The 20,261-nt window shown below is 44.4% G+C and carries 17 protein-coding genes, 1 tRNA gene and 1 other annotated feature; of the genes, 1 reads left to right on the forward strand and 17 read right to left on the reverse strand.

The features are described 5' to 3' along the window. Nucleotides 1-69 precede the first annotated feature (69 nt). From thrC to leuC, 6 genes are all read right to left on the reverse strand, one after another. Nucleotides 70-1,560, reverse strand: a complete 1,491-nt coding sequence (thrC, locus tag LIQ05_RS02715) for a threonine synthase (protein WP_226818391.1) — start codon at nucleotides 1,558-1,560, stop codon at nucleotides 70-72. A 174-nt stretch (nucleotides 1,561-1,734) separates the two neighbouring features. Beyond that, nucleotides 1,735-2,661, reverse strand: coding sequence for a cell wall hydrolase (locus LIQ05_RS02720; protein ID WP_226818393.1), 927 nt, complete (start codon nucleotides 2,659-2,661; stop codon nucleotides 1,735-1,737). A 394-nt stretch (nucleotides 2,662-3,055) separates the two neighbouring features. Further along, entirely contained in the window at nucleotides 3,056-4,711 is a 1,656-nt protein-coding gene (locus LIQ05_RS02725; RefSeq protein WP_226818395.1) for a 2-isopropylmalate synthase, read from the reverse strand. A gap of 98 nt (nucleotides 4,712-4,809) precedes the next feature. After that, nucleotides 4,810-5,087: a binding site (T-box leader), on the reverse strand. 99 nt (nucleotides 5,088-5,186) lie between these two features. Then, a tRNA-Pro gene (locus LIQ05_RS02730) sits at nucleotides 5,187-5,260 on the reverse strand. A gap of 128 nt (nucleotides 5,261-5,388) precedes the next feature. After that, nucleotides 5,389-5,877 carry a 3-isopropylmalate dehydratase small subunit gene (gene leuD / locus LIQ05_RS02735; protein ID WP_226818397.1) on the reverse strand — a complete coding sequence of 163 codons (489 nt, stop codon included), beginning with the start codon at nucleotides 5,875-5,877 and terminating at the stop codon, nucleotides 5,389-5,391. 15 nt (nucleotides 5,878-5,892) lie between these two features. Continuing rightward, nucleotides 5,893-7,161 (reverse strand): 3-isopropylmalate dehydratase large subunit, encoded by a 1,269-nt coding sequence (gene leuC / locus LIQ05_RS02740; protein ID WP_226818399.1) that lies wholly within the window; start codon nucleotides 7,159-7,161, stop codon nucleotides 5,893-5,895. A 143-nt stretch (nucleotides 7,162-7,304) separates the two neighbouring features. Between leuC and LIQ05_RS02745 the strand changes: the two genes are divergently transcribed. Continuing rightward, nucleotides 7,305-8,183, forward strand: a complete 879-nt coding sequence (locus tag LIQ05_RS02745; protein ID WP_226818402.1) for a LysR family transcriptional regulator — start codon at nucleotides 7,305-7,307, stop codon at nucleotides 8,181-8,183. Nucleotides 8,184-8,303: 120 nt separating this feature from the next. Here LIQ05_RS02745 and rpsA read toward each other — a convergent pair whose 3' ends face one another. The 11 genes from rpsA to LIQ05_RS02800 form a co-directional block, all read right to left on the reverse strand. Beyond that, nucleotides 8,304-9,383: a 30S ribosomal protein S1 gene (rpsA, locus tag LIQ05_RS02750; protein ID WP_226818405.1), complete on the reverse strand. Its 1,080-nt coding sequence runs from the start codon at nucleotides 9,381-9,383 to the stop codon at nucleotides 8,304-8,306. After that, nucleotides 9,364-10,233, reverse strand: coding sequence for a 4-hydroxy-3-methylbut-2-enyl diphosphate reductase (gene ispH, locus LIQ05_RS02755; RefSeq protein WP_226818408.1), 870 nt, complete (start codon nucleotides 10,231-10,233; stop codon nucleotides 9,364-9,366). The genes rpsA and ispH overlap by 20 nt, the downstream gene beginning before the upstream one ends. A gap of 3 nt (nucleotides 10,234-10,236) precedes the next feature. Further along, nucleotides 10,237-10,905, reverse strand: a complete 669-nt coding sequence (gene cmk / locus LIQ05_RS02760; RefSeq protein WP_226818509.1) for a (d)CMP kinase — start codon at nucleotides 10,903-10,905, stop codon at nucleotides 10,237-10,239. A gap of 120 nt (nucleotides 10,906-11,025) precedes the next feature. Continuing rightward, the gene (locus tag LIQ05_RS02765) at nucleotides 11,026-12,303 is read right to left on the reverse strand and encodes an NAD(P)/FAD-dependent oxidoreductase (RefSeq protein ID WP_226818410.1); all 1,278 of its coding nucleotides are present in this window, start codon (nucleotides 12,301-12,303) and stop codon (nucleotides 11,026-11,028) included. 239 nt (nucleotides 12,304-12,542) lie between these two features. Beyond that, nucleotides 12,543-13,955: an oxaloacetate decarboxylase subunit alpha gene (locus LIQ05_RS02770; protein ID WP_226818414.1), complete on the reverse strand. Its 1,413-nt coding sequence runs from the start codon at nucleotides 13,953-13,955 to the stop codon at nucleotides 12,543-12,545. Nucleotides 13,956-14,042: 87 nt separating this feature from the next. Continuing rightward, nucleotides 14,043-15,191, reverse strand: a complete 1,149-nt coding sequence (locus tag LIQ05_RS02775) for a sodium ion-translocating decarboxylase subunit beta (protein ID WP_226818416.1) — start codon at nucleotides 15,189-15,191, stop codon at nucleotides 14,043-14,045. Nucleotides 15,192-15,207: 16 nt separating this feature from the next. Then, nucleotides 15,208-15,576: a biotin/lipoyl-binding carrier protein gene (locus LIQ05_RS02780; protein ID WP_226818418.1), complete on the reverse strand. Its 369-nt coding sequence runs from the start codon at nucleotides 15,574-15,576 to the stop codon at nucleotides 15,208-15,210. 18 nt (nucleotides 15,577-15,594) lie between these two features. Continuing rightward, nucleotides 15,595-16,326: an OadG family transporter subunit gene (locus LIQ05_RS02785; protein WP_226818420.1), complete on the reverse strand. Its 732-nt coding sequence runs from the start codon at nucleotides 16,324-16,326 to the stop codon at nucleotides 15,595-15,597. A gap of 14 nt (nucleotides 16,327-16,340) precedes the next feature. After that, nucleotides 16,341-17,777, reverse strand: coding sequence for an acyl-CoA carboxylase subunit beta (locus LIQ05_RS02790; RefSeq protein WP_226818422.1), 1,437 nt, complete (start codon nucleotides 17,775-17,777; stop codon nucleotides 16,341-16,343). Between the two features lie 172 nt (nucleotides 17,778-17,949). Then, nucleotides 17,950-19,254 carry a D-alanyl-D-alanine carboxypeptidase family protein gene (locus LIQ05_RS02795; protein ID WP_226818423.1) on the reverse strand — a complete coding sequence of 435 codons (1,305 nt, stop codon included), beginning with the start codon at nucleotides 19,252-19,254 and terminating at the stop codon, nucleotides 17,950-17,952. A 195-nt stretch (nucleotides 19,255-19,449) separates the two neighbouring features. Continuing rightward, nucleotides 19,450-20,247 (reverse strand): zinc dependent phospholipase C family protein, encoded by a 798-nt coding sequence (locus tag LIQ05_RS02800; protein ID WP_226818425.1) that lies wholly within the window; start codon nucleotides 20,245-20,247, stop codon nucleotides 19,450-19,452. Between the last annotated feature and the right edge of the window lie 14 nt (nucleotides 20,248-20,261).

Below are 20,261 nucleotides of genomic sequence, written 5' to 3' on the forward strand. Positions count from 1 at the left end.
ATACTCTAGTATATACTGTTTTTCAACAGAAAATGCACAAATTCTTTTTACAGAAAAAATACCGGAAATTTACTTAATACCCAGAATATCTTTCACAGTTGCCGGCATATCTTCTGCGTCTACCACACGGTCATGAAGTACTGGTGCTGTACGGATATCGTTGACTGCTTTCGGAACTGCCACACCGGAAAGTTTTTCCAATGCATCTGCCAGTCCGAAATCATCCAGATTCTCATGACCTTCTGAAATAGCATCCATAACACTTCTGGTAAATTTGTAGGGACTTGCCGTGGATGCGATCACTGCCGGAGCTTTGTCACCTGTCTCTTTCATATATTTCTTGTATACGCCTGCAGCAACTGCTGTATGAGTGTCAATTACATAATCACCTGTCTTGTAGACTTCGCGGATTGCTTCCCTGGTTTCTTCTTCTGTGCAGTAATTGCCATAGAAATCCTTTAACTGAGCTTTCATCTCAGGTGTGATTGTATACTCCCCGCCCTTAGAAAGATTTTCCATAAGCTTGGCGCATTCCTCTGGATCTTCTCCGGCAATGCGGTAGATCAGACGCTCTAAGTTGCTGGAAATCAGAATATCCATAGACGGTGAGCTTGTAAGGATAAAATCTCTCTTTCTGTTATATGTACCGGTAGAGAAGAAATCAAACAATACCTTATTCTCATTTGATGCACAGATCAGCTTATTCACGGGAAGTCCCATCTGCTTTGCGTAGAATGCAGCCAGAATATTTCCAAAGTTTCCGGTAGGCACTACCACATTAATCTCCTGGCCAGCCTTGATCCTGCCCTGGCGGACTAATGTTGCATATGCATATACATAATAAACAATCTGTGGAACAAGACGGCCAATATTAATAGAGTTGGCAGAGGAGAACTGGAAGCCTGCCTGTGCAAGCTCTTCTGCCATCTCTTTATCGTTAAACATTTTCTTCACAGCAGTCTGGGCATCATCAAAGTTTCCTGTAATACCAACTACATAGGTATTGGCGCCTTTCTGTGTCACCATCTGCTTCTCCTGGATCGGACTTACTCCATGTTTCGGATAAAATACAATAATCCGGGTTCCTGGAACATCTGCAAAGCCAGCCAGTGCTGCCTTGCCGGTATCCCCAGAAGTAGCTGTGAGGATCACAATCTCGTTCTTTACCTGATTCTTCCTTGCAGCTGTGGTCATGAGATATGGCAGAATGGAAAGTGCCATGTCCTTAAATGCAATGGTCGGACCATGGAAAAGTTCCAGATAGTATACTCCGTCAGCTTCCTTCAAAGGTGCGATCACATCTGTATCAAACTTTTTGTCATATGCACTGTTAATACAGGTGCGCAGCTCTTCCTCAGTAAAATCAGTAAGAAGACGGCTCATTACCTGATAAGCAGTTTCCTGATAAGACATCTGGGAAAGTGCTTCCATAGAAACATCAAGCGCCGGAATCTGTGTGGGTACGAACAATCCTCCGTCTTCAGAAAGTCCCTTCAAAATAGCCTGGGAAGCGGTTACCGGTTCTCCTTTTCCTCTGGTGCTCTGGTACATTACCTGCATTTGTTATTCCTGCCTTTCGCTTATTGTTATGAGATAAATATATGTAATTTACCTCTTTATTATCGTATTCGACTTTACAGGTATTATACATACTTCACCGTGCTAAATCAACACCAAATTTGAAAAAGCCGCCTGAAATAATTTCAGACGGCCGATACATCACTTTCCTGAATTTTATTTTTTCACCATTTGAACTACGTTTTTTTCATCCTCCGTTTGAGATGAGGAACTGCTCTTGGAGTCTTTTTCATCCGGATAGGTATAAAATTCATGAACACCATATTTAAATAATTTCTTCAGTTCTTTATCAAACCAGGAGACATTCTGCTTCTCTGCTGCGGAACGCTGGATGAAGAACAATGCTCCCTGGGAATAATCAACACCTTCCAAAGCCTGCTTTACAGCCTCCCTGGTATCATCTGAAACCGTTACCTCATAAAATCTTCCATCATAAATAGGAGAAAACTGAGGAACACCATTTTTCTGGTCAAAAATAACATCCGTAACAGTACCCGGGAATTCACTGTTGGACACCCGGTTCATGATCACATTGGCGATCAGGATCCGTCCTTTAATATCTTCTGTTCCAGCCTCTGCTTCTACAATGTGAAGCAGATTATCGTAATCGGAATCAGACATCAGTTTGGCGTTTGCAGATGCAGATACTGCCTCATCAAAGCTGTCAACGGTGTCTGCCATGGACTCTCCCACATTCAGCTCGTCAGCATTTCCTTTTACTTTCTTCACACGCTGCCCAACCATCACTCTCTCGCAGGAGGTTCCAATACGTGCTACCGAAGTCCCAACTGCCGGACTGTCAGCAACACTGGTAACCATACCAGCAATTCCTGTAGGCAGGGTGTAACTGATCGACCCCGAATTAACTCCGGCAGATGCTGATTCCTCCTCTGAATCCGAAGCTGCATATACTTGGCTTCGCCCGCCCGATTCTGATACCTTTGATCCAATTGCCAAAATCATCGCCAACGCGGCACAGGCACTAAGAGCTACAAAATTATGTACAAGGGCATTTCCATTCTTTTTCCTCTGGTCTTCGCCCTTGGAAGTTGTTACATTCTGTAAACTTAATTTTAATTTCATATTCTTCTTTCCTTGCACTTTTGTTATGTTTTGATTTCTTTATTTTTATATTCTGTAACATTTTTGTAATGTATGGGAAAATTATATTTAATAATAGCTAAAATGTCAAGTAATTTTTATGGTATTCATCCCATTTTATCCAAAAACAGGTAAAAAAAGAAAGGGTGCGCGCCAAAACAAGAGTTTTTTCAAAAGTGCCCGTAACATTTTTGAAAAAACTACCCGTTTTTATTTGTCCCCTTCATTCTCCCCGGTATGCTTCTTTTTCTCTTTTCATGTATGATTATAGCTTCGCTTCCATTCTTTCGTCAAGCATTTCTCATCGCCTTGTTCTGACAAAAAACGGGCAGAACACGCTCTGCGAGTTTTACCCGTTTTTCTTTCTTATTAAAAATTACCGGTTATTGATTGCTGTTACAAGAGCATCGATGGATGCGCGGATAATATCCGGATCCACGCCAGCGCCCCATGCCATGGTTCCATCTGGCTTCTTAATCCCTACATATGCAATAGCTTTGGAACTGGAGCTGCGTTCCAGCGCATGCTCCTGATACACTTCAAGGGAATATTTCAGCTCATATGCTTTCTTCAGGGCATTGTTTACTGCATCAAGACGACCGTTTCCAGCAGCTTCTGTAGTAATCGTTTTTCCCTTAAAGGTAGAGGTAACCTTTGTTGTAATTCCACCGTCTTTCTGCTGGAAATGGACCTCATTAATGCTGTATGGCTCTACCACATTTTCAAAGGTCTTCTTGAACAGATCAAAGATCTCATCTGGATGAAGTTCTTTGTGAAGGTGGTCGGAAACACCTTTGGCTGTGTATCCCATTGCCTCACGCATTTTCGGCGGAAGGTTCAGTCCATATTTTGTCTCAAGAATATAGCCTACGCCGCCTTTACCAGACTGGCTGTTAATTCGGATAACATCTGCGTCATAGTTACGTCCCACATCTGTAGGATCAATGGGCAGATAGGGAACTGTCCATCGGTTCGGATCCTTTTCCTCGATCCAATGCATGCCTTTGGCGATTGCATCCTGATGGGAACCGGAAAATGCTGCAAAAACAAGAGCTCCACTGTATGGGCTTCTCTCTCCTACTGTCATTCCTGTGCAGCGCTCATATACTTCACAGATATGAGGCATATCAGAGAAATCAAGCTTCGGATCTACGCCCTGGGAATACATGTTCATTCCAAGTGTTACAATATCAACGTTACCAGTACGCTCACCATTTCCAAACAGAGTTCCCTCGATACGGTCTGCACCAGCCAGGATACCCATCTCGGAATCAGCTACACCGCAGCCTCTATCGTTATGAGGATGTAAGGATACGATTACATTTTCGCGGTGAAGCATGTGCTTACACATGTACTCAACCTGGCTTGCATATACGTGCGGCATGGAATGCTCTACAGTTACTGGCAGATTGATAATGCATTTGTTGTCCGGGGTAGGCTGCCATACATCAATAACTGCGTTGCAAACCTCAAGTGCATATTCTGGCTCTGTGCCTGTAAAGCTCTCTGGGCTGTACTCAAACTGGAAATTTCCTTCCGTCTGCCCTGCCAGTTCTTTTAATAATTTTGCGCCTTCTACTGCGATCTTCAGGATCTCTTCTTTGGATTTCTTAAATACCTGCTCACGCTGCGCAACGGATGTAGAATTATATACATGGACAATGGCCTTCGGCGCACCTTTTACAGCCTCGAAAGTCTTGCGGATAATGTGTTCTCTGGCCTGGGTAAGTACCTGAATGGTAACATCCTCAGGAATCAGGTTCCGGTCGATCAGAGTACGAAGGAAGGTATACTCTGTCTCAGAAGCTGCCGGGAAACCAACTTCGATCTCCTTAAATCCGATCTGTACAAGCAGCTTGAAGAATTCAACCTTCTGCTCCAGGCTCATTGGGATTACAAGGGCCTGGTTTCCATCACGGAGATCTACGGAGCACCATGCCGGTGCCTTATCAATATAGTCCTTTTTTGCCCAATCCATACAGGTTTCTGGTGGAAGATAATACTGTTTTTTGTATTTGCTTACATTCATCATTTCTTAATTCCTCCATATTACAAATTTGTTTTTTCTCTTTTGGAACGAAAGGATTTTATCACATAAAAAAAGCCCTCCAACTCTGCACATATACTGGTGCAAGAGACGGAAGACATATGTCCTACGCGGTACCACTCTTATTTCATGAATAAAAAATCCATACACTTCACGGATACGGGATTCATCCTTATATCCTCTCCCTGTAACGGAGGAATCCGTCTGCATCTATTCTTGCCTCTGCTCTCCTTATAAAGTAGGAAGCAATTTCAAGCAGCTGCTCCAAGGCGAGTTCTACAGTTTCCTTCCGTCATCTCACACCAACCGATGACTCTCTGCGCTCTGGTTCCTGTGTACTACTCCTTATCAAAGCATTTCTCTTATAGGTTCTCTGTGGTTATTACCTTAACATTTTTCTAGTCATTTGTCAATGATTACTGTAATCGATTTAAACAATAACATAACCATTAATGGCCAATCGGGGCAACAGGATTTGAACCTGCGACCTCACGGCCCCCAGCCGTGCGCGCTACCAAGCTACGCCATACCCCGCGAACATTTGATATTGTACCAAATGTTGTAAAAAAAATCAACTATTTTTTCGGAAAACCAATATTTTTACAGAATCCAGAAGAAGAACGTGAAGCCTCTTCCGTTTCCAAGGCTTCACGTTTAAATTTTTAGTGCTGGGCGTTAATGTAATTAACAAGTCCCTCAGCTTTAATAATCTTCTGCATAAACTCCGGGAACGCCTGTCCCTTGAACTGGGTGCCTTTGGTACGGTTATAGATCATACCGGAATCGAAATCCACTTCTACTTCGTCTCCATCTTCAATGCCCTTGCTTGCTTCCGGACATTCAATGATCGGAAGGCCAATATTGATGGCATTTCTATAAAAGATTCTGGCAAATGTCTCAGCGATAACACAGCTTACACCAGCTGCCTTGATAGCGATCGGGGCATGCTCACGGGAAGATCCACAGCCGAAGTTTTTGGTTGCTACAATAATGTCACCCTTCTGTACTCTTTTTACAAAGGTATTGTCGATGTCTTCCATGCAATGAGTTGCCAGCTCCGCCGGATCTGAGGAATTCAGATAACGTGCCGGAATAATAACATCTGTATCTACATTGTCTCCATATTTAAAAACTCTGCCTTTTGCCTGCATGATAAGTACTCCTCCTTATAATCCTAGTTCTTCTGGTGCACAAATATAGCCAGTTACTGCACTTGCTGCCGCTACTGCAGGGCTTGCAAGATAAACTTCTGAATCTACATGTCCCATACGTCCAACAAAGTTACGGTTGGTAGTAGAAATACAGCGCTCACCAGCTGCCAGGATTCCCATATATCCACCAAGGCATGGTCCACAGGTAGGAGTACTTACAACTGCCCCAGCTTCAATAAAGATCTTAAGGAGTCCTTCTTCCATTGCCTGCAGGTAAATAGCCTGTGTAGCCGGAATTACGATACAGCGAAGACCTTTCTTCACTTTTCGTCCCATCAGGATCTTAGCTGCAACACGAAGGTCATCAATACGTCCGTTCGTACAGGATCCAATTACAGACTGGTCTACTGCAACCGGCTCGCCAATCTCAGAAATTGTCTTGGTATTCTCTGGTAAATGAGGGAACGCCACTGTTGGCTCCAGTGTACTAAGATCGATCGTGTACTCAGCCTCGTAAACAGCATCTTCATCCGCTTCATATGCCTTGTACGGACGTTTGGAATGCGCCTTCATATATTCGATTGCCAGATCATCAACTGGGAAAATACCATTCTTGCCTCCAGCTTCAATTGCCATATTTGCGATTGTAAAACGGTCATCCATAGAAAGGTTCTTAATGCCCTCTCCTACAAACTCCATAGATTTATAAAGAGCTCCGTCAACACCGATCATACCAATAATATGCAAGATCACATCCTTACCGCTTACCCATTTTTTCGGTTTGCCTACAATGTTAAATTTAATCGCAGACGGTACCTTGAACCATGCTTTACCAGTAGCCATACCCGCTGCCATATCTGTACTTCCAACGCCAGTGGAAAAAGCTCCCAGAGCTCCATATGTACAGGTATGTGAGTCAGCTCCGATAATTACATCACCAGCTACAGTAAGACCCTTTTCTGGAAGAAGTGCATGCTCGATTCCCATCTGTCCTACATCAAAATAATTGGTGATGTCATGACGACAGGCAAATTCACGGACACATTTGCAGTGCTCGGCAGATTTGATATCCTTATTTGGAATAAAATGATCCATTACCAGTGCTATTTTATCTTTGTCAAATACGGTATCTACGGTCATCTTATCCATCTCATGGATTGCAACCGGAGATGTGATATCATTTCCAAGAACAAGGTCAAGCTGTGCCTCTATAAGCTGTCCTGCTTCTACATGATCCAAACCTGCATGCGCAGCCAGGATCTTCTGAGTCATTGTCATTCCCATTTTTGTATTCCTCCTGATTTATTGTATGTTGCTATTTTAGCATATTTCCTGTTATAATAAAAATACATATTAATCATATTTATTATAACTTGTGGTTATAAAATTACTATTATTCGGTAACATTCAAGCTTAAGGAGGAACTCATGCAGGAAAATCTATCTCTATATCATATTTTTTACACGGTAAGCCGCACCGGTAATATATCTTCGGCTGCCAAGGAGCTCTACATCAGCCAGCCAGCCATCAGCCGTGCTATCAAAAAACTGGAGGGTAATCTGGATACCACTCTTTTTAAACGCAGCTCCAGAGGCGTATTCCTCACCCCCGACGGACAGATTCTCTATGAGAAGGTAAAAGGAGCTTTCGATCTTCTTTCCGAAGGGGAAGACTCCATCCTTCACAATCGTTCCCGGGAAATTCCCAGGCTGCGCATTGGTGCCAGCACTACTTTATGCAAATATGTGCTGATGCCCCGGTTAAAGGATTTCATCGTAGCCAATCCCAAGATCCGTATCATTATCTCCTGCCAGTCCACTTATCAGACTTTGAAACTTCTTGATGAAGATAAAATAGACATTGGACTGATCGGACGCCCCCAGAAGCTTTCCGGATACGAATTTCTGCCTCTGCTGCAGATCCAGGATACCTTCGTGGCAGCCAAAAAATATCTGGAAAACCAGCAGCAGCTGTTCCCTAAAGAGCCCCTTTACCATACTGCCACCTTCATGCTTCTGGATGAACAAAATATCACCAGGCAATCTGTTAATACCATGCTTCACGAGCACCAGCTACAACTGGGACATATTCTGGAAGTCAGTTCCATGGATCTTTTGATCCAATTCGCCCAGGTAGGTCTGGGAATTGCCTGCGTGATCAAGGAATTTGTGCAAAAAGAGCTGGACGAGGGAACACTTACAGAAGTACCGCTGGGATTTACTTTTCCAGCAAGAGAAATTGGATTTGTATGCAGAAAAAACAGTAAAAACCAGAAGGTGCTGACACAGCTGGCAAACAGAATATAAAAAAATCCGGGGAAAATCCCCGGATTTTTGATATCAAAACCAACCGCCACTCACCAAACCAATGAATAGCAGTTTTCAACAGCTAAGAGAAACCCACAAAGTGCGTTTCTCTTAGTAAAATTATTCCTCTACAGGTGCATCCTCAGCTGGAGCCTCAAGAGCTTTCATGCTAAGGCTGATTTTCTTGTCTTCGCCGTTAAAGTCAACCACTTTAGCCTGGATCTCCTGTCCGATGGTAAGTACATCAGATGGTTTTGCAACGTGCTCTCTGGAAATCTGAGATACGTGAAGAAGTGCATCTACGCCAGGTGCAAGCTCTACAAATGCGCCGAAGTCTGTCATACGGGCAACTTTACCAGTTACTACATTTCCAACAGCGAAATCCTCAGCGGCTGTAAGCCATGGATTCTCCTCCGGGAATTTCATTGTAAGGGCAATCTTCTCGCCCTTGATGTCTTTGATCATAACCTTTACAGTCTCACCAACTGTGAAAACCTTCTTCGGGTTTTCTACTCTGCCCCAGGACATCTCAGAGATGTGAAGCAGTCCGTCAGCGCCGCCCAGATCGATGAATGCACCAAAATCTGTAACGTTCTTAACAACACCATCTACTGTATCGCCAACATGGATGCGCTCCATAAGCTCCTGCTGTTTCTTAGCTTTTTCAGCAACAAGAAGCTGTTTGCGGTTACCAATGATACGGCGTCTTCTAGGATTGAACTCTGTGATAACGAACTCAATCTCCTGATCAGCATATTTGCTGAGATCTTTCTCATATGTGTCGGAAACAAGGCTTGCAGGAATGAATACACGTGTCTCCTCAACGTTAACACATAATCCACCGTCAAGCACCTGAGTAACAGGAGCTTTTAATACTTCCTGGTTCTCGAATGCTTCCTCAAGACGTTTGTTGCCTTTCTCTGCAGCAAGTCGCTTGTAGGTTAAGATAACCTGGCCTTCGCCATCATTTACCTTAAGCACTTTGGCTTCCATGGAGTCACCTACATGTACAGCGTCTGTGAGTACTACGGAAGGATCATTGCTATATTCACTCTTGGTGATGATACCATCAGCCTTATAGCCAATATTCAGGATAATTTCATCTTCTTTCACATCGATGACCTTTCCCTGTACGATTTCTCCATTTCTGATTGTTTTTACGGAATCTTCCAGCATCTGTTCAAAACTTAATTCTGACATGTTCTTGAACCTCCTCAATAATTTTCTTTGGGGTTGAAGCCCCTGCTGTAATACCTACATAACTACTGCATTGGAACATATCTGAATCCAAGTCTACAGGTGTTTGTATATAGTAAGTATTTTCACATTCCTTTTTACATATTTCAAACAGCTTTTGAGTATTGGAACTATGTCGGCCGCCTACGACTAACATAGTGTCTACCTCTCCGGCTATGCTCTTTGCTTCTCTCTGCCGTTCTTCGGTAGCATTACAAATAGTGTTTAAAATATTAAGAATATTTAAAACAGTATTATCATACCTCTTTTTGCGGAGAATTTCAACTAAATCTTTAAATTTATTATAATTAAATGTTGTCTGCGACACAATACACACATTTTTGCCCTCTGGAGGCACAAAATCAAGTGCGTCCTGCTCGGTGCGGATCACCGTATATGGCCCCATGCACCAGCCACAGATTCCTACAACCTCCGGGTGGTCCGGATCTCCAATGATCACAATATGGGAACCAGCCTTACTCTCTTTCTCTACAATCCGGTGGATCTTCAGAACAAAAGGACAGGTCACATCCACATAAGAAAGTCCATACTCTTTCAGCTGGTCATAAACTTCTTTTCCCACACCATGAGAACGGATGACTACAGTACTTCCCTCTGGAAGAGAGCCAAGCTCCTCTTCAGAAGCAACCTGGACACCTTTTTTCTCCAGATCCCCCACCACTTCTTCATTATGAATGATAGGGCCAAGGGTAAAAAGCTTGTCTGGACAGCTGACGATCAGCTCATAGACCTTGTCCACCGCCCGCTGTACGCCAAAGCAAAAGCCTGCTGTTTTCGCAACCTTCACCTCCATGGTCTATTCCACCTTATCCTTATAAATTCCAAGAATTGCAGCTACCACTTCTTCAATGTTCATAAGAGAGGAATCTACAAGCACTGCATCCTCAGCCTGGCGAAGAGGAGAAATCTCTCTTGTCATGTCCTGGTGGTCTCGGTTTTCGATATCCTTCTTGATTTCCTCAAGATCAGCGGTCTCGCCCTTCGCAAGATATTCATCATAGCGTCTCTTTGCTCTGGTCTCCACGCTGGCAGTTAGGTAGATCTTCACCTGCGCGTCTGGTAGAACTACAGTTCCAATATCCCTGCCATCCATCACTACATCATTCTTAGCTGCCAGATTTCTCTGAAGATTAAGAAGATGTGCGCGGACTGCAGGATTAGCAGATGTCCTGGAAGCCATATTTCCAACCTCTTCGGTACGGATATACTGGTTCACATTCTCGCCGTTCAGAATCACAACCTGCTCCCCGTTCTCATAACGAAGGGAAACCTGAGCCTTCTGGCAATTGTCTGCAACCGCCTGGGTATCAGCTCCCTGGATTTTATTCTTTAACAGATAAAGCGCAACGGCACGGTACATAGCGCCTGTATCTACATAGATAAAGGACAGCTCCTTTGCCACTTTCTTTGCAATGGTGCTTTTGCCGGCACCTGCCGGTCCGTCAATGGCAATGTTACATCCCATTTTCTCTGTTACCTCCTGGTATTTTATTTGCTGCAGTTCAACGGTATTTTCAAAATAAGTTTCAAAAATAACACTTTCCATCGCAGCTTTCCATTCACTTCTTACATTTATAACAGATTTTCATCCATTTTTCAATGCCATAGCTGCAAGATATGCGGTAGACCATGCAATCTGAAGATTATATCCACCGGTCACTGCATCCAGATCCAGCACTTCCCCAATAAAGTATAAGTTCTTTACCTTTCTGGACTCCATAGTACCAGGCTGGATTTCCTTCACAGAAACACCGCCTCTTGTAATGACTGCTTCCTTATATTCTCCCATTCCATTGATAGTAAACGGGAATGCCTTCACCAGTTCTTCAAAGTGAATCCTCTCTTCTCTGGAAATATCGTGGATTTTTTTCTCTGGAGAAATCCCACCAAGCTCCAGCATAACCGGGGTAAGGGACGATGGGAAAAGCACACCGATCACGTTCTTAAACTGCTTATTCTGCCCTGTCTCAAATTCACGGAGAACTCTGGCATCCAGCTGTTCCATGGTAAGAGCAGGCTTAAGATCCAGATAGGCAGTTAATTCTCCAGACTTCTGCAGCTGCTTACCAATATGGGCACTTGCAGATAGGATCATGGGGCCAGTTACGCCAAAATGAGTGAACATCATCTCACCAAAATCCTGGAAAAGAATCTTCTTGCCGGACTTAATAGTAAGTTCGGTATTTTTTAAGGAAAGTCCCTGAAGACTTGGAATATAAGCCTCTTTCGTCCGAAGGGGAACCAGAGATGGGGAAAGCTCCGTAACTTTATGCCCGGTCTCCTCTGCAAAGCGGTAGCCATCTCCAGTAGACCCTGTGGATTGATAAGAAAGCCCTCCCGTGGCAACCAGAATATAATTACCCTCCATAATACTTCCATCCGCCAGTTCTACTCCGGTTACTCTGCTGTGATGTGCCTTTTTCTCAGCTACATCCGGCTCCTCATAGGGACTGACATTCACCTTTTTCACCTCTGTGCGAAGATGGATGTGGGCGCCAGCCTTCTTAAGCTCCCGTTCCAGACCGCGGATAATGTCAGAGGAATGATCCGATACAGGGAAAACCCGGTTGCCTCGCTCTGTTTTCAGCGGAACTCCTGCATCTTCGAAGAATTCCATTACATCCTGGGGCGTGAAAGAATAGAAAGCGCTGTACAGGAATTTCGGATTAGACATAACTGCACGGAACAATTCTTCTGCGTTACAGTTATTTGTAACATTACATCTGCCTTTTCCTGTAATATACACTTTCTTTCCAAGTTTCTCATTTTTCTCCAGAATGTGGACTTCCTGTCCGGCTCTTGCCAGATACACACCAGCCATCATTCCAGCAGCTCCGCCGCCTACGATCAATATTTTACTCATTTAGATACCTTTCATAAATCTGTTCGAAAACCTTTTTCTGCGGAATTCCCAGGTTGTGACCAGCCGCCCCTGGCGATATTTGCCCACTGTAGAATATTTTTTTCATACCGGATTCAAACAGTTTTTTGTATATTTTTTAAAAAGACACGTGCAAAAACCTTCTCTGCACGTGTCTTTCGTCGTAATTTCTATGGAATCAGCATATAACCTGTCCCATAGAAATCCTTATTCATCACTGATTAAACCGGATATGCTCCGTTCTTGGTATCAGCAGCAGTCTCATCAACCTTTGTCTCCTGCGCCTGACGATACTTGAAGAAGTCAGTAGCAACCTGTGGGAACAGTGCATAGGACAGAACATCCTCATCCTGCTCTTTGTACTGAGCCATCTCGCCCTCAAGTTTATCCAGCTCATTGTCAAGAAGGTCTGCCGGACGGCAGGTAATCGGCTCTGTATCGCCAATGCACTTCTTCTGGACTTCCGGATTAAATGGTTTCGCTGTTGCACCATATTTTCCACTGAGAACATCCTTTGTCTCTTTGGTAACCATCTTGTATCTCTCGCCCATAAGAACGTTAAATACAGCCTGTGTTCCAACGATCTGGGAAGACGGAGTAACAAGCGGCGGCTCACCAAGGTCTTTACGTACACGCGGAACTTCCTCAAGAACATCGTAGAACTTATCTTCTGCGTGCTGCTCTTTCAGCTGGGAAGTAAGGTTGGATAACATACCGCCTGGCACCTGATACAGAAGAGTCTTGATATTTACGCCAAGGTTCTTCGGGTTCAGAAGGCCACTCTCAAGAGCCTCGTCACGCATTGGACGGAAGTAATCTGCAATCTCAGCAAGAAGCTGCTGGTCAAATCCTGTATCGTATGGAGTACCCTTGAAGGTCTCAACCATAACCTCAGTTGCAGGCTGGGAAGTACCCAGTGCAAATGGAGACATTGCAGTATCGATGATATCAACGCCAGCTTCAACAGCTTTTAAGTAAGTCATGGAAGCTACACCAGAGGTGTAATGTGTATGAAGGTCGATCGGGATCTTAACAGTCTCTTTCAGGGCTGTAACGAGCTCAGTTGCCTTATATGGAAGAAGAAGTCCAGCCATATCTTTGATGCAGATAGAGTCTGCACCCATCTCCTCGATACGTTTTGCAATGCTTGTCCAGTACTCAAGAGTATAAGCATCACCAAGTGTATAGGAAAGAGCAACCTGTGCATGTCCATGCTCTTTGTTTGCAGCATGTACAGCAGTCTGGAGGTTACGAAGATCGTTCATACAGTCGAAAATACGGATGATATCGATACCGTTTGCCAGAGATTTCTGAACAAAATACTCTACTACATCATCAGCATATGGACGATATCCAAGAATATTCTGACCACGGAAAAGCATCTGCAGCTTGGTGTTCTTGAATCCGTCACGTAATTTACGAAGTCTTTCCCACGGATCCTCATGAAGGAAACGAAGGCTTGCATCGAAAGTAGCACCGCCCCAGCACTCAACTGCATGGTAGCCTACTTTATCAAGTTTATCAACGATTGGAAGCATCTGCTCTGTTGTCATACGGGTTGCAATCAGGGACTGATGTGCATCACGCAGAATGGTTTCCACAATTTTAACAGGTTTTTTTTCAATTTCTGCCATAATTGTTCTCCTTATTTATTTTGTTCATCCGGACTTCCCGGTTTCACTATAGAATGCCGGGAAAAATCCGAATTTCTGGTATCATTATTAGATTCCGTAAATAGCCATAAATGCTCCGGCAGCAACGGCTGTACCGATAACACCGGCAACGTTTGGTCCCATTGCATGCATCAGAAGGAAGTTGGTAGGATCAGCCTCAGCACCAACCTTCTGGGAAACACGGGCTGCCATAGGTACCGCAGATACACCAGCGGAACCAATAAGCGGATTGATCTTGCCGCCTGTAAGTTTGCACATAAGCTTTCCAAGCATAACACCGCCGAAGGTACCGCATGCAAATGCTACAAGACCTAATACAACGATCTTCAGAGTATCCACATTCAGGAATGCCTCTGCACTTGTGGAAGCACCAACAGATGTACCAAGAAGGATAACTACGATGTACATAAGTGCATTGGAAGCGGTCTCTGTAAGCTGTTTAACAACGCCGCATTCTCTGAACAGGTTACCAAGCATAAGCATACCAACCAGAGGAGCAGTTGTCGGAAGGATCATGCAGACAACGATTGTGATTACGATCGGGAAGAGGATCTTCTCAAGCTTGGATACAGGACGAAGCTGCTCCATCTTGATCTTACGCTCTTTCTCCGTGGTAAACAGTTTCATGATCGGAGGCTGGATGATCGGAACCAGGGACATATAGGAATATGCCGCCACAGCGATTGGTCCCATAAGGGCTGTCTGTCCAAGCTTACCAGCAAGGAAAATAGAGGTCGGGCCATCTGCACCACCGATGATGGAAATTGCAGCTGCCGCTTTTCCGTTGAATCCAAGGAAGATTGCAAGGAAGTAAGCAATATAGATACCGAGCTGTGCTGCTGCACCCATCAGGAAGCTCTTCGGGTTCGCGATCAGCGGACCAAAGTCTGTCATGGCACCTACACCCATAAAGATAAGTGAAGGAAGAATGCTCCACTCATCAAGAATGTAGAAATAATGAAGAAGACCGCCAACACCGTTGGACATGTCTTCCGGATTTGCCATAATGTCCGGATAAATATTAACAAGGAGCATACCAAATGCAATGGGAACAAGCAGAAGAGGCTCAAATCCCTTTGCAATGGCAAGATATAAGAATACACAAGCAACCACGATCATCAGGTAGTTTCCCCATGTCAGGTTAAAAAATGCAGTCTGATGGATCAGGTTGGACAAAGTGTCTGCTACGTAAGACATCCTATTACCTCCCGACTTAGTTCATTGTTGCCAGGGTATCTCCATTTTCTACAGAGGCACCTTCTGCAACATCAATGCTTGCAACGGTTCCGTCCTGAGGAGCTACAACCGGGATCTCCATCTTCATGGATTCCAGGATTACAATGTTGTCACCGGCTTTTACAGCCTGTCCAACGCTTGCTGTGATTTTCAGAACCTTTCCAGGTACGGAAGCTGCAACCTTAACTGCGCCTGCTCCGGCTGCTGCCTTCGGAGCTGCCTTTGGTGCCGGTGCTGCCTTCGGAGCTGCTGCAGGAGCTGCAGCTGCTGGTGCGGAAACGCTTCCTGTCTCTTCAACAGTTACTTCATATGCTGTTCCGTTAACGGTAATTGTATAACTTTTCATTTTAGGATCCTCCTGTATTTATCTCTTTTTACGATTGATTTTGCGGATGGAACGAACAACGAATCCATCTGTTGTGGTTCCCTCAGCTGCTGCAATTGCTGCTGCGATAACCGCGATCAGTTCTGTATCATCTGCTTCTGCTGCTTCCACTGGTGCTGCCACCGGAGCAGGTGCAGGAGCTGCTGCCTGAGCTTTTTTCTTTGCTTCCGGATTCGGGATGAATTTGAACAGATAGATCAGGAAGCTCAGGAAAATAAGAACGATGAATACGATCGCAATACCCATGATAGTATTCATAACAGCTCTTCTTAAGGTCTCAGCCATGGAGTACTGTACATCAACAGTAAGGGATGTAGGTGCTCCTGTAGAAGCATCGAAAATATAAACGAAATTTGCATCTGCTTTCTCAAAGGAGACCGGTACAGTAACGGTATATCCGTTGTCAGAAGCCTTCACCTCTGTCTCTCCGGTTCTCTCCTTTAAAGCCCCAACTTCACCCTTGGAGCCTGCCCATGCAGTCATTGCACCAACAGTAAATTCATCAGATGACTTGGTATAATTCTCAATGTCTTCATCACTAAGAGCAATGATGGTATCGGTAAGTCCCTCAGCGGTAGTGACCAGGGTCTGCTTTACCGTGTCATCTACCTCATCAGCTGCCCATACGGAGGAAGCTCCGGTAAGAGTGAGAACTGCCATCATGAGAAGTACTGTGCAAAGGGAGGATACTTTCTTAAAAATCTGTTTCATATGCTCCACCTCGCTTAGACCGTGCCGTGTTTCTTGGACGGACGTTCTTCCCTTTTTGTGAACAGCATTTCAAATGCACCGATCACATATTTTCTTGTATCAGCCGGGCTGATAATGGTGTCAACATATCCTCTTGCTGCTGCAGAGGAAACAGAGTTCTGAAGTTCTCTGTACTCAGCTGCTTTCTCAGTAAGAGCTGCTGCGTCATCGCCTGCATACATGATCTTGGCTGCAAGGTCAGCATCCATCATACCGATCTCTGCGTTCTCCCATGCGTATACCATGTCTGCACCGATTGCTTTGCTGTTCATAGCTGTGTAAGCGGTTCCAAATGCTTTGCCGATCACAACGTTAACCTTCGGAACAGTAGCGTCTGCAAATGCATGAACCAGTGCTCCAACAGATTTCGCCATCATTTTCTCGCCACATACAGTAGCCTTAAAGCCGTTTACATTTGTAAGAGTAAGTACTGGGATCTCGAAAGCGTCACAGAATTTTACGAACTCTGCTGCTTTTCTTGCGCCGCGTGCGCTAAGGGTTCCGTCAGACTCCCATACCTTTTTGCCTTCTGCATCATAGCTCTCGCTTCTGTTTGCAACAGCACCAACGGTAGCACCGTTCAGTCTGATGAATCCAACAGCAACGCTCTTGCCATAGTCAGCTTTTACCTCGAAGAACTGGCCGTTATCAGCGATTCTGGAAAGTGCAATGGCTGTGTCGCCTGTGCAGTTCTCAATATCCTCGCATACACGGTTCAGGTCGTCTGTGCACTCCATGTAAGAATCAGTGTCTTCGCAGTTAGATGGCAGATATGTTACGAGCTCACGGATCTTTCCAAGGATCTCATCCTCAGTACCGATTCCGTCTACAAGACCTGTCTCTTCACTCTGGAATCTGGCAGCAGATGTGTCACATTTGGAAATGTGGTTGCCCTCAAGGGCGTTCGGGGTGTTTACAAACAGTTTACCCTTCTTCTCTTCTACAAAAGTGAAGTCTGTCAGTGCCGGTACAAGCGCCATACCGCCGCCGCAGGTACCGAAGATACCTGTGATCTGTGGGATCAGTCCGGATGCCAGAGTCTGTTTCATATAAATTTCACCGAATGCTTCCAGTGCGTCAGTTGCCTCCTGGAGACGGAGACCTGCGCAGTCGATCAGGCCGATCACCGGGGCACCGGTCTTCATAGCCATATCATAAAGTCTGGTAATCTTCTTGGCATGCATTTCACCAACAGTTCCGTTCAGTACGGAAACATCCTGGCTGTACACATACACCAGATTTCCATCAATTACACCATATCCGGTAATAACACCGTCTGAAGGTGCTTTTTTTTCAGTCATGTTGAAATCTGTATTTCTGGCTGTTACACTTTGGCCGATCTCAACAAAACTGTTCGCGTCAAGCAAAGAAGTGATTCTTGTGCCCGCTAAGCTTTGTGTTGCGTTACTCATTCTTTCTTGCCCTCCATTTTATAAAAATTTAAAAGTATAACCAAAAATTCTGCCGATTCTAATTGTACATTTTTTCACACAATTTTTCAATAGTTTTCCGTGTTTTTATGCAAAAAAATCCCTCGATTTTCGGGGGATTTTTTGATATATCATACATATTATGTCAGGCTTTTTAGTGAAAAAAGTCATGAAACACCTTGTTTACACACCATAAATAGGTGATTTTGACGATATTACGGTCCGCTGTCACTAAATAGTTGTCCAGCACCAGCTCTCCAAGGCTGAATGTCACCTGGCCGATCTGCTGTCCTTTTTTCACCGGAGCTGTCAAATTCTTCTCAAGACGCAGGTGGCAGGTGACTTTTTCACCATCCTTCAGGAGGATCTGTTTCTTCTTATCTGAATCCGTTATCTTGATTTCACCAGTTACATAAGCATCTCCCAATTTTTCTCTATTCTCTGTCACAAAGCTTTTCGAATCTTCAGCAGTTTCTTCCTCAATTCCGTCACTTACCGGAATTTCCGGAAGCTTTGGTTCCTGCCAGTATGTTTCCTTATGGAAATTCGCTTTTCCATATTCCAACAGCTTCATAGCATCCTTCCACTTATATGTTTTGTTATTCGGCCAGCCGCAGCCAAGAAGGGAAATGATAAAAGTTCTCCCTTCATTTTCACAGGCAGCCACATAACAATAGCCTGCATTTCCCGTAAAACCGGTTTTTCCGGAAACTGCATCCTGCGTCATATCCAGAAACGCATTTGCATTGTGTACGGAAAACTGTCTTTTCCCGGAAATATCAGAAAAGGAATAATCTCTGGTCTGTGTAATATGAAGAAACGTTTTATTCTTTATGGCATAACTCATGATCAGGGCAAGATCACGGGCAGTTGTCTGGTGAATGCCTCCGGCATCCGCACTGTCAAGACCGTTTGGAGTAACAAAATGGGTATTGGTGCACCCGATCTCTTTCGCCTTTTCATTCATCATTCTGGCAAAGCCTTCCACAGAACCGCCAATGTGCTCTGCGATTGCCACAGCTGTGTCATTGTGGCTTTTCAGCATTAAAGAATAAAGAAGATCTTCTAAATAGTACTGCTCTCCCTCTTTCAGGTTCAGCTTTATCTCTGGCTGAGAGGCAGCATTTTTTGACACTTCCGCATAGTCGTCTCCTGCGCCGTTTTCCAGAGCCAGGATACAGGTCATTACTTTTGTGGTGCTGGCATTCGGGCGCGCTGTGTAACCTTCTTTCTCATAAAGTACTCTGCCGGAATCCCCATCCATGAGAACTGCAGATAAGGCATAGAGATTTCCCGGTCCATCTGTTTCTTTCATATCAACTGCTGCCGGTATCATCTGCACAATGGAACTGACAGTCTGTTTTTCATTTGTGCCGGTGCTTCCTGCTGCCTGGACAGCGGTGCACAAAGCAAGTACAACAGTCAGTGTAAAAACAAGGAATCTGTTTCTGCTTTTCATAGTCCACCCCACATTCCATTTATAGTATTTTACGCAGACCTGTCCCCAACTATGCAAAAACACGCTTTGGGAGTTTTCCATTGTTATCCAATATATCACTTTAGCTCGTTGCTCACGTATATGAAACCAGGGACCGGTATCTCATAGAAATACCAGTCCCTGAAATTCGTCTCATTTTCAATTTATATATCACATCTAACCATTGTAAGTCAGATCCCACCGCGCAGACAATGGTCTGTCCTCTTTTGAAAGCTGATAAAGCTCCAGCAGTTCTGCCGGCGCTTCTTCCACCGCTCTTTCAAATAATTCATTCAGCTCTTCCACCGGTTCCCTGCTGCCCCCAGCTGGCTGAGCCATCATATAGTGATCGATCAGGGCTGACTGGCGCTTTCTTCCTCCAAGACTGGAAATCTTCGACAAGCGTGCACGTCTTGTACCACCATCGTCGCAGACCAGCTGATTGGTCATAAATTTCATCAGCTTCAGACTAAGAAGAATATCACCTGTTTTTACAAGAGGAAATACCTTGTGGATCTCTTCTGCATTTTTCTTCGCTGCTTTAATACAGTCAGAAGGGTAATAGGCATAAGGATTTTTCCCATTTTCTTCCATAAGAAAACGGTCAAATTCAATTTCCAGAAGGCTGTGGGAAATCCTGCCCTTATCATTCATCTCATTGACAAAGGAATGGCAGGAAGAATCCAGAAGATAATGGCAGCCAAAGCCAAGAAGATAGGCAAGAAGTGCCTTGTTGCCAGTCTCCCTGATCTGTGCCATGCCCTGGGTAAAAAATGCCCGTGCTTTTTCCTTATGCATCCGGTATCCTACCCCACTTACGTGATTCTTGAAAATAAAATAATAGAAAAAAATATCCGGTCCGTGAAGACCAATGCGATACAGTTCTCCATTTTCCCGAATGATCTTCTTTACCTCATCCGGCATCTGTCTGTATACTTTCTGACCGAACAAATCATGTGCATATGTTGTTGGCATTTTTATCCTCTCCT

The sequence above is a fragment of the Blautia glucerasea genome, assembly GCF_020537505.1.
Taxonomy (GTDB): Bacteria; Bacillota; Clostridia; order Lachnospirales; family Lachnospiraceae; genus Blautia_A.

Bases quoted from the DNA above. Each gene is read 5' to 3' on its own strand.
- LIQ05_RS02780 (WP_226818418.1), bottom strand. From the start codon at position 15,576: ATGAAAAGTTATACAATTACCGTTAACGGAACAGCATATGAAGTAACT.
- LIQ05_RS02795 (WP_226818423.1), bottom strand. From the start codon at position 19,254: ATGAAAAGCAGAAACAGATTCCTTGTTTTTACACTGACTGTTGTACTT.
- leuC (WP_226818399.1), bottom strand. From the start codon at position 7,161: ATGGGAATGACAATGACTCAGAAGATCCTGGCTGCGCATGCAGGTTTG.
- cmk (WP_226818509.1), bottom strand. From the start codon at position 10,905: ATGGGATGTAACATTGCCATTGACGGACCGGCAGGTGCCGGCAAAAGC.
- LIQ05_RS02790 (WP_226818422.1), bottom strand. From the start codon at position 17,777: ATGAGTAACGCAACACAAAGCTTAGCGGGCACAAGAATCACTTCTTTG.
- ispH (WP_226818408.1), bottom strand. From the start codon at position 10,233: ATGGAGGTGAAGGTTGCGAAAACAGCAGGCTTTTGCTTTGGCGTACAG.
- leuD (WP_226818397.1), bottom strand. From the start codon at position 5,877: ATGCAGGCAAAAGGCAGAGTTTTTAAATATGGAGACAATGTAGATACA.
- LIQ05_RS02800 (WP_226818425.1), bottom strand. From the start codon at position 20,247: ATGCCAACAACATATGCACATGATTTGTTCGGTCAGAAAGTATACAGA.
- LIQ05_RS02720 (WP_226818393.1), bottom strand. From the start codon at position 2,661: ATGAAATTAAAATTAAGTTTACAGAATGTAACAACTTCCAAGGGCGAA.
- LIQ05_RS02770 (WP_226818414.1), bottom strand. From the start codon at position 13,955: ATGGCAGAAATTGAAAAAAAACCTGTTAAAATTGTGGAAACCATTCTG.
- rpsA (WP_226818405.1), bottom strand. From the start codon at position 9,383: ATGTCAGAATTAAGTTTTGAACAGATGCTGGAAGATTCCGTAAAAACA.
- LIQ05_RS02785 (WP_226818420.1), bottom strand. From the start codon at position 16,326: ATGAAACAGATTTTTAAGAAAGTATCCTCCCTTTGCACAGTACTTCTC.
- LIQ05_RS02745 (WP_226818402.1), top strand. From the start codon at position 7,305: ATGCAGGAAAATCTATCTCTATATCATATTTTTTACACGGTAAGCCGC.
- LIQ05_RS02765 (WP_226818410.1), bottom strand. From the start codon at position 12,303: ATGAGTAAAATATTGATCGTAGGCGGCGGAGCTGCTGGAATGATGGCT.
- thrC (WP_226818391.1), bottom strand. From the start codon at position 1,560: ATGCAGGTAATGTACCAGAGCACCAGAGGAAAAGGAGAACCGGTAACC.
- LIQ05_RS02775 (WP_226818416.1), bottom strand. From the start codon at position 15,191: ATGTCTTACGTAGCAGACACTTTGTCCAACCTGATCCATCAGACTGCA.
- LIQ05_RS02725 (WP_226818395.1), bottom strand. From the start codon at position 4,711: ATGATGAATGTAAGCAAATACAAAAAACAGTATTATCTTCCACCAGAA.